The 14,571-nt window shown below is 53.4% G+C and carries 13 protein-coding genes, 1 tRNA gene and 1 pseudogene; 12 read left to right on the plus strand and 3 right to left on the minus strand.

Going from position 1 to position 14,571, the window contains the following annotated elements:
- Positions 1 to 169: 169 nt before the first annotated feature.
- Positions 170 to 1,408: an L-methionine/branched-chain amino acid transporter gene (gene yjeH, locus OVA10_RS22485; protein WP_268196824.1), complete on the plus strand. Its 1,239-nt coding sequence runs from the start codon at positions 170 to 172 to the stop codon at positions 1,406 to 1,408.
- A 75-nt stretch (positions 1,409 to 1,483) separates the two neighbouring features.
- Here the strand turns inward: yjeH and OVA10_RS22490 are convergent, their stop codons facing one another.
- Positions 1,484 to 1,954 carry an FxsA family protein gene (locus tag OVA10_RS22490; protein ID WP_100777919.1) on the minus strand — a complete coding sequence of 157 codons (471 nt, stop codon included), beginning with the start codon at positions 1,952 to 1,954 and terminating at the stop codon, positions 1,484 to 1,486.
- Positions 1,955 to 2,288: 334 nt separating this feature from the next.
- Here OVA10_RS22490 and aspA point away from each other — a divergent pair, with 334 nt between their 5' ends.
- The 5 genes from aspA to OVA10_RS22515 all read left to right on the plus strand — a co-directional run bounded on the left by aspA (position 2,289) and on the right by OVA10_RS22515 (position 7,864).
- The gene (gene aspA / locus OVA10_RS22495) at positions 2,289 to 3,725 is read left to right on the plus strand and encodes an aspartate ammonia-lyase (RefSeq protein ID WP_100777921.1); all 1,437 of its coding nucleotides are present in this window, start codon (positions 2,289 to 2,291) and stop codon (positions 3,723 to 3,725) included.
- Between the two features lie 115 nt (positions 3,726 to 3,840).
- A complete protein-coding gene (locus OVA10_RS22500; protein WP_100777922.1) occupies positions 3,841 to 5,142 on the plus strand; it encodes an anaerobic C4-dicarboxylate transporter in 1,302 nt (433 codons plus the stop codon).
- 111 nt (positions 5,143 to 5,253) lie between these two features.
- On the plus strand, positions 5,254 to 5,577 hold the full coding sequence (gene cutA / locus OVA10_RS22505) for a divalent cation tolerance protein CutA (RefSeq protein ID WP_095280450.1): 324 nt from the start codon (positions 5,254 to 5,256) through the stop codon (positions 5,575 to 5,577).
- Complete coding sequence (locus OVA10_RS22510) at positions 5,553 to 7,241, plus strand: protein-disulfide reductase DsbD (protein ID WP_268196825.1); 1,689 nt, start codon at positions 5,553 to 5,555, stop codon at positions 7,239 to 7,241. Before cutA ends, OVA10_RS22510 begins: the two co-directional genes overlap by 25 nt.
- Before the next feature lie 47 nt (positions 7,242 to 7,288).
- Positions 7,289 to 7,864 carry a transcriptional regulator gene (locus OVA10_RS22515; protein ID WP_102104422.1) on the plus strand — a complete coding sequence of 192 codons (576 nt, stop codon included), beginning with the start codon at positions 7,289 to 7,291 and terminating at the stop codon, positions 7,862 to 7,864.
- Here OVA10_RS22515 and OVA10_RS22520 read toward each other — a convergent pair.
- Together OVA10_RS22520 and OVA10_RS22525 are read right to left on the minus strand one after the other, a co-directional pair.
- Positions 7,861 to 8,451 carry a LysE family translocator gene (locus OVA10_RS22520; protein ID WP_107702411.1) on the minus strand — a complete coding sequence of 197 codons (591 nt, stop codon included), beginning with the start codon at positions 8,449 to 8,451 and terminating at the stop codon, positions 7,861 to 7,863. The genes OVA10_RS22515 and OVA10_RS22520 overlap by 4 nt on opposite strands.
- A 36-nt stretch (positions 8,452 to 8,487) precedes the next feature.
- The gene (locus tag OVA10_RS22525) at positions 8,488 to 9,333 is read right to left on the minus strand and encodes an AraC family transcriptional regulator (protein ID WP_158238460.1); all 846 of its coding nucleotides are present in this window, start codon (positions 9,331 to 9,333) and stop codon (positions 8,488 to 8,490) included.
- Positions 9,334 to 9,503: 170 nt separating this feature from the next.
- Here OVA10_RS22525 and OVA10_RS22530 point away from each other — a divergent pair.
- The 6 genes and pseudogenes from OVA10_RS22530 (at position 9,504) to OVA10_RS22555 (ending at position 14,529) form a co-directional block, all read left to right on the plus strand.
- Positions 9,504 to 9,579 (plus strand) — tRNA-Phe (locus tag OVA10_RS22530).
- A 176-nt stretch (positions 9,580 to 9,755) separates the two neighbouring features.
- Positions 9,756 to 10,963 (plus strand): annotated as a pseudogene (locus OVA10_RS22535) (tyrosine-type recombinase/integrase).
- Between the two features lie 91 nt (positions 10,964 to 11,054).
- Positions 11,055 to 11,522 carry a hypothetical protein gene (locus tag OVA10_RS22540; RefSeq protein ID WP_268196826.1) on the plus strand — a complete coding sequence of 156 codons (468 nt, stop codon included), beginning with the start codon at positions 11,055 to 11,057 and terminating at the stop codon, positions 11,520 to 11,522.
- The gene (locus OVA10_RS22545; protein ID WP_268196827.1) at positions 11,516 to 12,937 is read left to right on the plus strand and encodes a GGDEF domain-containing protein; all 1,422 of its coding nucleotides are present in this window, start codon (positions 11,516 to 11,518) and stop codon (positions 12,935 to 12,937) included. The genes OVA10_RS22540 and OVA10_RS22545 overlap by 7 nt, the downstream gene beginning before the upstream one ends.
- Positions 12,938 to 13,159: 222 nt before the next feature.
- The gene (locus OVA10_RS22550) at positions 13,160 to 13,897 is read left to right on the plus strand and encodes a hypothetical protein (RefSeq protein ID WP_268196828.1); all 738 of its coding nucleotides are present in this window, start codon (positions 13,160 to 13,162) and stop codon (positions 13,895 to 13,897) included.
- Positions 13,897 to 14,529 (plus strand): hypothetical protein, encoded by a 633-nt coding sequence (locus tag OVA10_RS22555; RefSeq protein WP_268196829.1) that lies wholly within the window; start codon positions 13,897 to 13,899, stop codon positions 14,527 to 14,529. The genes OVA10_RS22550 and OVA10_RS22555 overlap by 1 nt, the downstream gene beginning before the upstream one ends.
- The last annotated feature ends 42 nt before the right edge of the window (positions 14,530 to 14,571 follow it).

Below are 14,571 nucleotides of genomic sequence, written 5' to 3' on the forward strand. Positions count from 1 at the left end.
TCCTTCGAGAAAGTCATTATCAGTTATGGAAGACGCCGGGCCGTAAAAGGTTTACCGACTGGTGCCCTGAGAGATGGGGGTCGGATTTTGCCCCTTCAAGGGGCAGTCGAAAAAAAATTTGTGAAAGTGTTACCATCGCCTCTCTTTTGATGGTGGCAGGACGAAGTGAATGAGTGGACTCAAACAGGAGTTGGGGCTGGCGCAGGGCGTTGGTTTGCTCTCTACCTCCTTGTTAGGTACCGGCGTTTTTGCCGTGCCCGCACTGGCGGCTCTGGTGGCAGGAAATAACAGTCTGTGGGCGTGGCCGGTGCTGATCGTGCTGGTTTTTCCGATTGCGATTGTCTTTGCGACGCTCGGCCGCCATTTCCCCAGCGCCGGTGGCGTGGCGCATTTTGTCGGCATGGCGTTTGGCCCACGGCTGGAGCGCGTCACCGGCTGGCTTTTCCTGTCGGTCATCCCTGTAGGGCTTCCTGCTGCCCTGCATATCGCCACCGGTTTTGGTCAGGCGCTGTTTGGCTGGCATGACGAACAGCTGCTGCTGGCGGAGCTGGGGACACTGGCGATCGTCTGGTGGGTCGGGTCTCGCGGCGCCAGTTCCAGCGCTAATCTGCAAACGTTGGTCGCCGTGCTGATTGTCGCGTTGATTGCGGCGATATGGTGGGCGGGCGATATTCAGGTGAGCGCGATTCCGTTCCCGGCGATCGCAGATGTCGAGCACACACAACTATTCGCCGCACTTGCGGTGATGTTCTGGTGTTTTGTCGGGCTGGAGGCGTTCGCGCATCTGGCGTCAGAGTTTAAACAGCCGGAGCGAGATTTCCCGCGCGCGCTGATTATTGGCCTGCTGCTGGCGGGCACCGTTTACTGGGCCTGTACGGTTCTGGTGCTGCATTTCAGTGCGTATAGCGCCGACATGGCCGCAGCCGCTTCGCTGCCAGGGATCGTGGTGCAACTGTTTGGCGTCAAAGCTCTGTGGATTGCCTGCGTGATTGGCTATCTCGCCTGCTTCGCCAGCCTCAATATCTATATTCAGAGCTTCGCCCGTCTGGTGTGGTCCCAGGCGCAGTATAAGCCGGACAGCCGCCTCTCGCGCCTGTCAAAGCGTCAGTTACCCCTTAACGCACTAAACGCCGTGCTGGGCTGTTGCGTGCTGAGCACACTGTGCATTTATGGGCTGAATATCAATCTGGATGCGCTGATCGTCTATGCGAACGGCATTTTTATCATCATTTATCTGCTGTGCATGCTGGCAGGATGCCGGTTGCTGAAAGGACGATTTAAAGTGCTGGCGGTAGTCGGTGGCGTGTTGTGTTTGCTGCTGCTGGTGATGGTTGGCTGGAAGAGTTTGTACGCTTTGGTGATGCTGGCAGGGCTGTGGATGTTCTTGCCGAAACGAAGCGTGCTTTAAACGCCGGATAGCGCTGCGCTTTTCCGGCCTGCAAGAGATTAGGCCCGGTAAGCGAAGCGCCACCGGGCACACCTGTCAGCGGTCGTCTTTATGATCGAGGCGGTCGCGCTGATCGTCCTTACGCTGAAACTCCCCGTCAAAGGTCTCTCCATTTCCCGGCCCAGTGCTGAAACCGCCGCCAGGCATGCGATTAAAACGCAGATGCGGTAGCAGTCTCATGGTCAGAAGTTTTTGCACCGGTGGCAACAGCAGTAACAGGCCAAGGAAATCGGTGAAGAACCCCGGCAGAATCAGCAGCAGGCCCGCAAGAATCAGGGACACGCTTTTGATCATCTCGGCTGCCGGGCTTTCCCCCGCCGCCATCTTCTGCTGCATTAACAGGAAATTTTTGAAACCCTGATTGCGCACCAGCGACATCCCAATTACGGATGTGAAGATGACCAGGATCAGCGTCAGCAGGACGCCCAGCACGTGGGCGACCTGGATAAAAATAGAAATCTCGATGTAAACATAGAGAAAAATGGCAATAAAAGGTATCCAGCGCACTGGTTTCTCCTGTGTGGCAGACGCCTCTGGCCTCTGTCTGTATGTGTTTGCGAGTCGCGTCTTTCTGAGATGGAGACGGATAGCCAAATTTCAATCGGTTTGCACGGATATTTTTTCTGGAAATATTCAAGCGGTGATTCATTTCACAGATTAATAATTATCATGAGATGAGGGCGATAATAAGTGATCCAGATTACGGCAATTCGCTATCATCAGCATATGATCTCGAGTATCTGGCTGATTGAGGGAATAATCGTCGGTCAGCAAATATTGAAAACCACATATCTACTGTGTGTTTAGTACAATCCATCGGCCGCTTTAAAAGAAGGTTCACATGTTAAACAACATTCGTATCGAAGAAGATTTGTTGGGTACCAGGGAAGTTCCAGCGGATGCCTACTACGGTATTCACACTCTGAGAGCGATTGAAAACTTTTACATCAGCAACAACAAAATCAGCGACATCCCTGAATTTGTACGTGGCATGGTGATGGTGAAAAAAGCCGCAGCACTGGCAAACAAAGAGCTGCAAACCATTCCGAAAAGCGCTGCAAATGCCATCATCGCCGCCTGCGATGAAGTGCTGAACAACGGCAAATGCATGGATCAGTTCCCGGTTGACGTCTATCAGGGCGGTGCGGGGACCTCCGTCAACATGAATACCAACGAGGTGCTGGCTAACATCGGTCTTGAACTGATGGGCCACCAGAAAGGTGAGTACCAGTACCTCAATCCAAACGACCACGTTAACAAGTGCCAGTCTACCAACGACGCCTATCCGACCGGTTTCCGTATCGCCGTGTACGCCTCTGTGGTGAAACTGATCGACGCGATTAACCAGCTGGGCGATGGCTTCCAGCGTAAAGCCGTTGAGTTCCAGGACATTCTGAAAATGGGCCGTACCCAGCTGCAGGATGCCGTGCCGATGACCCTCGGCCAGGAATTCCATGCCTTTAACGTGCTGCTGAATGAAGAGACCCGCAACATCCTGCGCACCTCTGAGCTGCTGCTGGAAGTGAACCTTGGCGCCACCGCCATCGGTACGCGTCTGAATACCCCGGACGGTTATCAACAGCTGGCGGTGCAGAAACTGGCGGAAGTCTCCAATCTGGCGGTTGTTCCGGCGGAAGACCTGATCGAAGCGACCTCCGACTGCGGTGCCTACGTGATGGTGCACAGTGCGCTAAAACGTCTGGCAGTGAAACTCTCCAAAATCTGTAACGACCTGCGCCTGCTCTCCTCCGGTCCACGCGCTGGCCTGAACGAAATCAACCTGCCAGAACTGCAGGCCGGTTCGTCCATCATGCCAGCTAAAGTGAACCCGGTGGTGCCAGAAGTGGTTAACCAGGTGTGCTTCAAAGTCATCGGCAACGACATTACCGTGACCATGGCTTCCGAAGCGGGTCAGCTGCAGTTGAACGTCATGGAGCCAGTGATTGGCCAGGCGATGTTTGAATCCATCCACATTCTGACCAATGCCTGCTACAACCTGCTGGAAAAATGCATTAACGGCATCACGGCGAACAAAGCCGTGTGCGAAAGCTTCGTCTACAACTCCATCGGTATCGTCACTTACCTGAACCCGTTCATCGGCCACCATAACGGTGACATCGTCGGGAAGATTTGTGCCGAAACCGGTAAGAGCGTGCGCGAAGTCGTCCTTGAGCGTGGACTGCTGACAGAGGCTGAGCTGGATGATATCTTCTCGGCGCAGAACCTGATGCACCCGGCCTACAAAGCGAAGCGTTATACCGATGAAAGCGAACAATAACAGTTCGGGTTAAACTTCCGAAAGGCACGTCACTTGTGACGTGCCTTTTTGCTTTTATAGGACATCACAAAAATAACATTTACGTATCCAACAACTAACATTCAAGGAAGCGATTATGATTGTCATTGAGCTGATTATCGTTTTAGCGGCGATTTTCCTCGGCGCCAGGCTAGGAGGGATTGGTATCGGCTATGCCGGGGGTTTGGGCGTGCTGGTTCTGGCAGCCATTGGTGTCGCACCGGGGAAAATCCCGTTTGACGTTATCTCCATCATCATGGCGGTGATTGCAGCCATCTCGGCCATGCAGATTGCGGGTGGCCTGGATTATCTGGTTAATCAAACGGAAAAACTGCTGCGCAAAAACCCGAAATACATCACCATTCTCGCGCCGGTCGTGACCTACTTCCTGACGATTTTTGCCGGTACCGGCAACATCTCTCTGGCAACGCTGCCGGTTATTGCCGAAGTGGCGAAAGAGCAAGGCATTAAGCCGTGCCGCCCGCTGTCGACTGCTGTGGTGTCCGCGCAGATCGCGATTACCGCTTCGCCGATTTCTGCCGCGGTGGTGTATATGTCATCGGTAATGGAAGGCCATGGCGTTAGCTATATACATCTGCTCTCCGTGGTGATCCCATCGACGCTGCTGGCCGTACTGCTGATGTCGTTCCTGGTCACTATACTGTTTAACTCCAAACTTTCTGACGATCCGGTGTACCTGAAACGCCTGGAAGAAGGTCTGATCGAACTGCGCGGTGAAAATAAAGTTGAGATCAAACCGCGCGCGAAACTGTCGGTGCTGCTGTTCCTGCTGGGCGTGGTCTGCGTGGTGATTTATGCCATCGTCAACAGCCCAAGCCTCGGCCTGGTGGCAACACCGCTGATGAATACCACCAACGCGATCCTTATTATTATGCTGAGCGTCGCGACCCTGACCACCGTGCTGTGCGGCGTGGAAACGGACAGCATTCTCAGCTCCAGCACCTTCAAAGCCGGGATGAGCGCCTGTATCTGTATCCTCGGCGTGGCGTGGCTGGGTGATACCTTCGTTTCCCACAATATCGACTGGATTAAAGAGACCGCAGGTACCGTAATTCAGGGCCATCCGTGGCTGCTGGCGGTAATTTTCTTTGTGGCTTCCGCGCTGCTGTATTCTCAGGCTGCGACGGCGAAAGCGCTGATGCCGATGGCGCTGGCACTGAACGTGTCTCCACTGACCGCTGTGGCCTCTTTCGCTGCCGTTTCTGGCCTGTTTATTCTGCCAACCTATCCGACGCTGGTGGCGGCCGTGCAGATGGACGATACCGGGACGACGCGCATCGGACGTTTCGTCTTTAACCATCCGTTCTTTATTCCAGGCACGATGGGCGTCGTGTTTGCCGTATGCTTCGGTTTCCTGATCGGTAGCGTGATTCTTTAAGCTTTCGGTGTTGTAAAAATAGTTAAAGTCGGGCCGCTCAGCGGCCCGATTCATTAATGCCCTCAGGCTCAGCGTGATATAGTGATTTTTTCGCGAAGAGGAGGTCGAGTAGTGAATACACCTGACGCTGTCGTTGTACTGTGTACCGCCCCCGATGAAGCCACTGCCCAGGAGCTTGCCGCCAAAGTGCTGGCAGAACAGCTCGCTGCCTGTGTGACGATCCTGCCCGGCGCTACCTCGATGTACTACTGGGAAGGCAAGCTGGAACAGGAGTACGAAGTGCAGATGCTGCTGAAAACCAACGTCGCGCATCAGCAAGCGCTTCTCGACTGCCTCAAGTCTCATCATCCATACCAGACCCCAGAACTGCTGGTGCTGCCAGTGGTTCACGGCGATAACGATTATCTCTCATGGCTCAACGCTTCCTTACGCTGATCCTGCTGCTGTGCAGCACATCAGTTTTTGCCGGGTTGTTCGACGCGCCCGGCCGCTCTAATTTTATTCCCGCCGACCAGGCGTTTGTCTTCGACTTCCAGCAGGACCAGCACGATCTCAATCTGACCTGGCAGGTCAAAGAGGGCTATTACCTCTACCGCAAGCAGGTGAGCATTACCCCCGATCGCGCGACCGTTGGCGAGCCGCAGCTGCCCGCAGGCGAATGGCACGAAGATGAGTTCTACGGCAAAAGCGAAATCTATCGCCATCGGCTGACAGTGCCGGTCACTGTAAATCAGGCCAGTTCAGGGGCCACGCTGACGGTGACATACCAGGGCTGCGCCGACGCAGGTTTCTGCTATCCGCCAGAGACCAAAGTGGTACCGCTGAGCGAAGTGCAGGCGTCCCCTGCACCTTCAGCTCCCGCAGAGGAAACGGATGATACGAGTGCTAAGCTGCCCTTCTCCGCGCTGTGGGCGCTATTGATCGGTATTGGTATCGCCTTCACGCCCTGTGTCCTGCCGATGTATCCCCTGATTTCCGGCATCGTCCTCGGCGGCAAACAGCGTTTATCCACCGCCCGTGCGCTGCTGCTGGCCTTTATCTATGTTCAGGGGATGGCGCTGACATACACCACCCTTGGCCTGATCGTGGCCGCAGCAGGGCTTCAGTTCCAGGCGGCGCTCCAGCACCCCTATGTGCTCATCGGGCTGTCGGTGGTCTTTACCCTGCTTGCACTGTCGATGTTTGGGTTATTCACCTTGCAGCTGCCGTCGTCACTACAAACACGCCTGACACTGATGAGCAACCGTCAGCAGGGCGGTTCTGCTGGCGGCGTCTTTGCAATGGGCGCCATTGCAGGGCTGATCTGCTCCCCCTGCACTACCGCGCCGCTTAGCGCAATTCTGCTCTACATCGCTCAGAGCGGGAACATGTGGTTCGGTGGCGGGACGCTCTATCTTTATGCACTGGGCATGGGGCTGCCGCTGATTCTGGTCACCGTCTTTGGCAACCGTCTGTTGCCGAAAAGCGGTCCGTGGATGGAAACCGTGAAAACGGCGTTCGGCTTTGTGATTCTGGCCCTGCCGGTATTCCTGCTCGAACGTGTGATTGGCGACGTCTGGGGAGTGCGCCTGTGGGCGCTTCTGGGTGTGGCATTCTTCAGCTGGGCGTTTATTACCAGCCTGCACGCGCAGAAGCCGTGGATGCGGATCGTGCAAATTATCCTGCTGGCCGCCGCGCTGGTGAGCGTGCGTCCCCTTCAGGACTGGGCGTTTGGTTCCCCAGGCGTACAAACCCAGGCGCATCTTAGCTTTACTCAAATTAGTAACGTTGATGAGCTGAACACCGCCCTGGCGCAGGCCAAAGGCAAACCCGTGATGCTCGATCTCTACGCCGACTGGTGCGTGGCCTGTAAAGAGTTTGAAAAATACACCTTTAGCGATCCGCAGGTGCAAAACGCGCTGAAAAATACCGTTCTGCTGCAGGCCAATGTGACGGCCAATAACGCGCAGGACAAGGCTCTGTTAAAACAGCTCAACGTGCTCGGCCTGCCGACTATTTTGTTCTTTAATGAGCAAGGAGAAGAGCAGCCTGCCGGGCGCGTGACGGGATTTATGGATGCCGCAGCGTTCAGCGCGCATTTGCGCGATCGCCAACCGTAAACGACACTGTTAACGGGAGAAACCGTTAGCATTGGGAGGAGAAAACCGTGCAACGTGAAGACGTACTGGGACAAGCCCTGCAATTACTTGAGGTTCAAGGGATCGCCAGCACCACGCTTGAGATGGTTGCCGAACGCATCGATTATCCTCTGGATGAGCTTCGCCGCTTCTGGCCCGATAAAGAAGCGCTGCTGTACGACGCCCTGCGCTATCTGAGCCAGCAGGTGGATATCTGGCGCAGGCAGTTAATGCTTAACGAAGAGCTGACGGACGAGCAGAAAATACTGGCGCGTTATACGGCCCTCGCGGATTGCGTTCGCAACAAACGCTACCCGGGCTGCCTGTTTATCGCCGCCTGCACTTTCTATCCTGATCCAGGGCACCCGATCCATCAGCTGGCGGATCAGCAAAAAAGCGCGGCGCACGACTTTACCCATGAGTTGCTCACCCGACTCGAAGTCGACGATCCCGCAATGGTCGCGCGGCAGATGGAGCTGGTGCTGGAAGGTTGCCTGAGCCGTATGCTGGTCAACCGCAGCCTGGCCGACGTCGAGACGGCGCACCGTCTCGCGGAAGATATCCTGCGTTTTGCGCAGTGCCGTATGGGTGGCGCGCTGACTTAAGCCAGCATGCCTGCCCACGCAGAGATAAGCAGGCATAGCGCCATTACGCGTTGAAAGCGCACCATCGCCACGGTGGTGCGAAACACCCGATTTACCGCCTTTCCCAGCCACGCCCAGCACATCAGACAAGCAATCGAAATGATTAAGAACCAGAGCGCCATCAGCGCCACATCTCGCAGGGCATGCTCACCAACCGGCGCAAACAGGCTCACGACGGCCAACGCCATCATCCATGTCTTTGGATTAATTACCTGTAACAACGCTGCCGCACGTGCCGTAAAACGGTGATGCGAGCCATGTGACAGGTTTGCCGCTGGCGCGCTGAATAACTGCCAGCTCATCCAGCTTAACCACAACACGCCAGCCCAGCTCATCACCTGACGAATCAGCGGGTACTGGCGCAATACTTCCCCGGCTCCCGCGCCAGAGATCAGCACGATGGCACTGGCCGCCACACAGCCGCTGACAAGGGCGGGAATCGTCGCCTTCACCCCGTAGTGCTGGCTGTTGGTCAGAACAAGGATATTGGTTGGGCCAGGCGTTATCGAGGCGACAAAAGCAAACAGCAGAAACGGCATCACGTTCACAGGTAGCTCCTTATTTTTGGAGCTCTGACTGTGCCGCTATTTTCTGGAAACGTCTGGAAGGTTTGTGCACAACTTTCGGTAATGGGCTGGGGTGATGCGATAGGCCCGCTGGAACCAGCGTCCAAGATGGCTCTGATCGGCAAAACCCAGCGACGCAGCGACATCCACCGGTAAATCGCCACGTGCCAGCATCTGACGGGCTTTGGCGAGCCGAAGCTGGATAAGCCAGGCGTGCGGTGCCAGATGGAACTCACGTTTGAAACAGCGCGTCAGCGTAAAGCGATCGGTTCCCGTCTCGCGCGCAAGATCAGACAGCCCGAGATTTTCGCCCATATGCGCATACAGATAGTCACGCGCCCGATGTGCCACCGCCGCGCTTTGCAGCTGCGAAGGGAGCCTTTTGCGCCAGTGGCAATGGGAAGTGATCTGCGCCAGCATGTGATCCATCGTGCTTTGCTGGACGATTTTCATCTCATCCTGATGCAGCGCATTAAACGTCTCACCGATGGTGCGAACCAGCTGCGGCTCACGCGTCAGGGTTTGCGCAAAATGGAGTGAATAACTACCGGGCGTGGACTCGTATAGCCCGTGCAGCGTGTTGTTCAGCCACTGTTCGTCCAGATAGAACGTCAGATAGGTAAAGCCGCCCTCGACCGGGGCATCGCCATCATGGATTTCACCGGGTTCAAGCAGAAAGGCATCTCCCGGCTGACTCTGGTGACGCTCGCGGCGGCAATGGAACTGCTGAGTGCCAGAAAGCGTAATGCCCACCAGATAGCTGTCATGCCAGTGTGGGTCGAAAGCATGGCCTTCGAAGTGTGCCTTAATGGTTTCAATACCTGTGTCTGCATGCTGACGTAGCTCAAGCCAGTCGTTCGCCATATCGCCCTCCTCTGATCTGTCAGCATTGCTATTTAGCACCCCCATTGTCTGGAAGATTTGTGCAATTTCGCGGTGCAAACGGACAGATTGCCGTAAAGTTAAGCAGTTGAACAGCTTTTCCTGAATTAGGGTTGACGACCATCCGGGATTAAGGTTTAATGCGCTCCGTTGCCCGGATAGCTCAGTCGGTAGAGCAGGGGATTGAAAATCCCCGTGTCCTTGGTTCGATTCCGAGTCCGGGCACCACTTTCACTTCTGCAGTACTCTCCCAAACTCCTCGAAACTCAAGTACAATCAAACATATACAACCTTAAAGAACGCTTTGAACTCCACCAAAGTCAACCTGACTCTCCCTTAATCAAGGATCAGCCGGGGGCTTACCTGGGGGCTCAATGTGTTCAATCAGTTTTAGGGGCCCCCTTATGGCACTCACAGCCAGGCAGGTAGAGACTGCCAAGCCGAAAGAGAAAGACTATAAACTCAGTGATGAGCGAGGATTGTTCTTGCTGGTCAAAACCAGTGGTGCACGCTACTGGCGTATGAAATACCGTATCGCAGGCAAAGAGAAAAAACTGTCGATTGGTGTCTATCCTGAAATCACTCTCGCTGAAGCCAGACTCAAACGTGACGACGCACGCAGGGTTATCGCTGAAGGCGGAGATCCCAGTGAGAAAAAAAACAGCTCGAAAAGCTCTCACGGAAAATCTCCGTCGTAAATACGTTCAGGGCGCTTGCTATGGAGTGGCATACACACAAGCAGGCTTCATGGTCCGAAAGCTATGCAGAGAGCGTGCTTGAGGCGCTCGAGAAAGACATTTTCCCTCACGTGGGTAAACGCCCGGTGGCTGAAATTCTTCCTCTGGAAATGCTGCAGGTTCTTCGCCTGATTGAAAAACGCGGTTCGCTCGAAAAACTTCGTAAGGTCCGACAGTTCTGCAATCAGATCTTCCGTTATGCAATTGCAACAGGCCGCGCCACCATCAATCCCGCCTCTGAATTAACCAGTACACTGACCGCGCCAAAAACAAAGCACTTCCCTCACCTTCTGGCACATGAACTTCCAGAATTGCTCGTAAAGCTGGCCGATTACCACGGCAGCCCTGTTACCCGTATGGCAACCAGCCTGTTGATGTTAACAGGCGTAAGAACCATTGAGTTAAGGGCTGCTGAGTGGTCTGAATTTGATTTAGACAATGCCATCTGGGCGGTACCGGAATCGAGAATGAAGTGTGGACGCCCCCATCTGGTGCCTCTGTCAAGACAGGTCACGCAAATTCTGCAGGAACTTCGCGCACTTACAGGCCAGTATCGTCTGGTATTCCCGGGGCGTTGCGACATCAACAAACCCATGAGCGAAGCAAGCATCAATATGGTGCTCAAACGCATTGGTTACGACGGCAGAGCAACAGGCCACGGTTTTCGCCACACCATGAGCACCATTCTTCATGAGAAGGGCTTTAATACCGCATGGATTGAGATGCAGCTTGCCCATGTGGACAAAAACAGTATTCGCGGAACCTATAACCATGCGCAGTATCTGGAAGGCAGACGGGAAATGATGCAGTGGTACGCGGATTACATCGACAACCTGGAGCAGCAAAGACAGGTTCTTACCGCGCCAGAACGTTAACCCTCACATTACATGTCCCTGCCGGAAACGGCGGGGACAAGTTTTTTTTGTTGTTAGAATTCGCTTTGTGCCATTTTCAGGGGGACGGGAGATGGTATTTGGCGGCAACGTTGATGAATACTTAATACCTGATTTTGTTGACACCTTTCACAAATTAAACATTCCGCACCCGATGACACCAGGTAAAACAAGAATTCACCTATATTCATCTCTGGCAGCCCGTTTATACACACTTTTTCGATGGTTAATTATGCAGCTAATGATGATGAAAGGCCTTCCCTCACAGCTTACTTTCGAACGGATTACCGGTAATGCTGACCGTTTTCATATGGATGAGGCAGGCGAACAACGCAACGTACCGGTGCGTCATAGAGAAAGGCAACTGAGCAACTTTCTGCCAGAGGAGAGAGCGGAAGTCCGTAGCCTGCAAGGCCCGACCTTACCTGCGTCGTTAAAAACATTTGCTGTTCTCCGTATTACTGATATGTCCGGACCTGGGAGCACCCAATCTCCGACTGCGCCCTTTGCGCCATATACGGAGATACCGGTAACGTGCTGAACGCTGAAGCCCGCCGGGGCGACACTCCCGAAGAGCGTCCGGCAGACCGAAATGCCCTGCGCAACATCATTCCCCTCATGACGCTCGGCGTGCTCTTTCTGTGCACAGCCTTAACGCTGTGCGTCACGCTCTGGTTCCAGAAGCAAAACGTTGAAAACTACGTCATGACCAAAAACGCGCTTTATGCCACCAAACTTTCAGAGATGGCCGCGTGGCATTTCTGCCGCGCCGGAAGGCTTTCAGACTGCGGAGCGATGTTCAAAGAGGAGACAATCGAAGAGCGATATATGCTCACCTGTTACAGGGGCACGGATTCTCCCCTGCTGGCTGCAACGCGCTGCTTTCAGTTGCCCCTTCAGGAAATGAAACCCGCCGGGAACTTCGATCCCCGCTGGCTTATCACTCCCGTTTATGCAGGGCTGGGGATCACGCTTTCCGATATCCTTGACCTGAGGTACGACGTCGATCGTGAACGTGTGTTTATCATTGACGACGCACTGATGATAGTCTGGAGCAGACACCCCTGGCTCGCCGGTTTTTCTCTGGACGCCAACTACAACATGTTTATCCATTTTAATCCGGCAGTCAGCACCACCTCGTTCAGGGCTACGGTCAAAGGCCATGAGTACCTTGTCAGCCATGCGCAGATTGGCGCATCACGCTATCACATGGTTATCGCGGGTACGCCCGGCAGCGTCATCGACATACTGCTTTATGCGAGCCGCAACATAATCGCAGGCAGCCTTTTTCTGCTGCTCGTCTTTTCGGTGCTCATTATCCTCATTGTACGCCGGCTGCTTTTCCCGCTTAATCAGCTGGCTGAAGCGACACAGAAGATCACGCTGATTGATTTTTACAGGGTCAGCACCGGCTACCGCGAGATTTATTACCTGTGGAAGGCTATCTACGGCTATCACCTGCAGGTCACCAGTAAAATAAATACGCTCTCCGGGGAGGCCAGTACCGACCCGCTGACACGCCTGTTTAACCGACGCGGCCTCACTGGGGCGTTTGACTGGCGAAGGGGCGGCTCACACTGGCTGATGCTGGCTGATATTGATAATTTCAAAAGCATTAACGACAGGCTGGGCCACGCCGCCGGCGACGAGGTGCTGATCGACGTTGCCAGCATTCTGACACGGCATTCAAGGCTGTCAGATATTTGCTGCCGGTTTGGCGGCGAGGAGTTTGTCCTGTTTATGCCCGACACCACCGAAAAAGAGGCCCTTAACATCGCCAGAGGGATCTGCCATGCAGTAGAAAACCATGATTTTAAGCTGGCGGGAAGAGTAACCCTTTCAGCAGGCATAGCGGGCATGGACGGTTTTGATGGCGATCTGGACGCGTGTATCAGGTATGCAGACGAGCAGCTCTACCGCGCTAAAAGCCAGGGGAAAAACCAGGTCTGCGCCTGAGCGGCGTTGCCGCACCTTCTCCGGGAGATAACTGGACCGGTGAAACCATGCGTATGGAAACATTTCAGCTGAAGAAAGAAACTAACATTTACAGATAAGTCAGCACGCAGGCAAAACTCGTTAACCTATAATAATAACAGCTATTGTCGGCCCGAATAGCAAGTGAGCGTTCGTTATATCAGTGCAGGAACTCAAAAATCAAGACAATAACAGGATTCATGAATGTTACATGCTATTTTAAATGGAAAGGCCAGACGCGTTAGTCTCCTTAATGATGAGTCGCACAGCTGGCGTTCAGTTTTTAAGCGCTATGAGGATTTACTAACAGCCGCGTTTTGGGGGCGAATGAGCTACCTGTCTCACGAAGCTCAGCACAAAATCTTGTCCTCTCTGTTAGCTCTCGATTCCCGTGTATGGGGTACGCTGGATACTATACAGTTTTGGCCTCGCTACGCTCTCCCGGATGAGTTTGATGAATCCTTGTATGCCCAAATTACTGGTGAAGAGAACTTTGCAGAGCCTGATGTAGTGCTGACGTTTAAGTTTGCGATAATTATTATTGAGGTCAAACCACCCGCCGGCGGAATGCAATATCAAAAACAGTGGTTCAGGGAAATTTATGCCTGGAAGAACACTGATGAAAATGCAAATGGCAAGAAACTCCATTTTCTGGCACTTGGTAATTTGCCGGAAAATTATGAAATATTGTCTAAACAGCTGGAAAACCATTTTGGCGATGTGAAGTGCCACTGTATCGAATGGGACCAGGTAAGAATGGTACTGCAGCATCCGGAATGGGAATGGCCGACTAAGGCGGACAAACGAATTTCTGAAGATTGTCTGCAAGCTCTTGCTCTGTATGGAATCCGTGAGCCGTTAGGTCCCTGGAAACCATTCCTGAATTTCCTGTCTTCACAAAACCTCCCTGAGGATTTCTCTTTTTTACAAGGAAAACAATAATGCCTGACTCGTTCAGCGTTGTGCGCCAGGCACACCGCATTTGCGCAGCCTACTACCAGCAAATATTACCGGTACTTAATGAAACAGCGCAGAAGCTTGAAGCTACGTTTGTGTGCTGGGAGAACTGGAGTTATGAAAAGCTGTCACCACGCAAAAATCCCCTTGATACATACTCAACCTGGAAATGGGCTTTCCTGCCGGCGATGGATATGTCATTTGTTTTTAGCTTCCAGCAGGCTCCCGGAACACCATCTGCGGGGAAGGATTTTGTGCTTGATTTCCGGCTGATAACGGACTCCGAACTTTCGATAGAATATGGCTGTAAGAAACAAGAGGTAGAGCCAGTCGCTACGGAGTTATTGGTTTCAGCCGAGGATGCAAAAAGCTATCTTCAGGTATATTTGTTTTCCTCTGCAACAGAAACCAACACTTACGAGTATCCGAAGGAAATGTGGAATAATTATGATGGCTACCCTGAGATTAATTCACAAGTTCATTTTTCCGATGGCGATAACATCAGGGCAATTGGCTTTGCGCTTGAGCTGAAAGAGATAGCACGCGATGATGCCTGTAATATACTGACTGAAAAAATCAATGCACACCTTGCAATATTGTTAGCACCCCGCCCCTAAAAGTAAGATATTTTAAGCACGCAAAAGGTCGCACTGCACTGG

It is taken from the genome of Lelliottia sp. SL45 (assembly GCF_026672535.1).
GTDB classification, from domain to species: Bacteria; Pseudomonadota; Gammaproteobacteria; order Enterobacterales; family Enterobacteriaceae; genus Enterobacter; species Enterobacter nimipressuralis.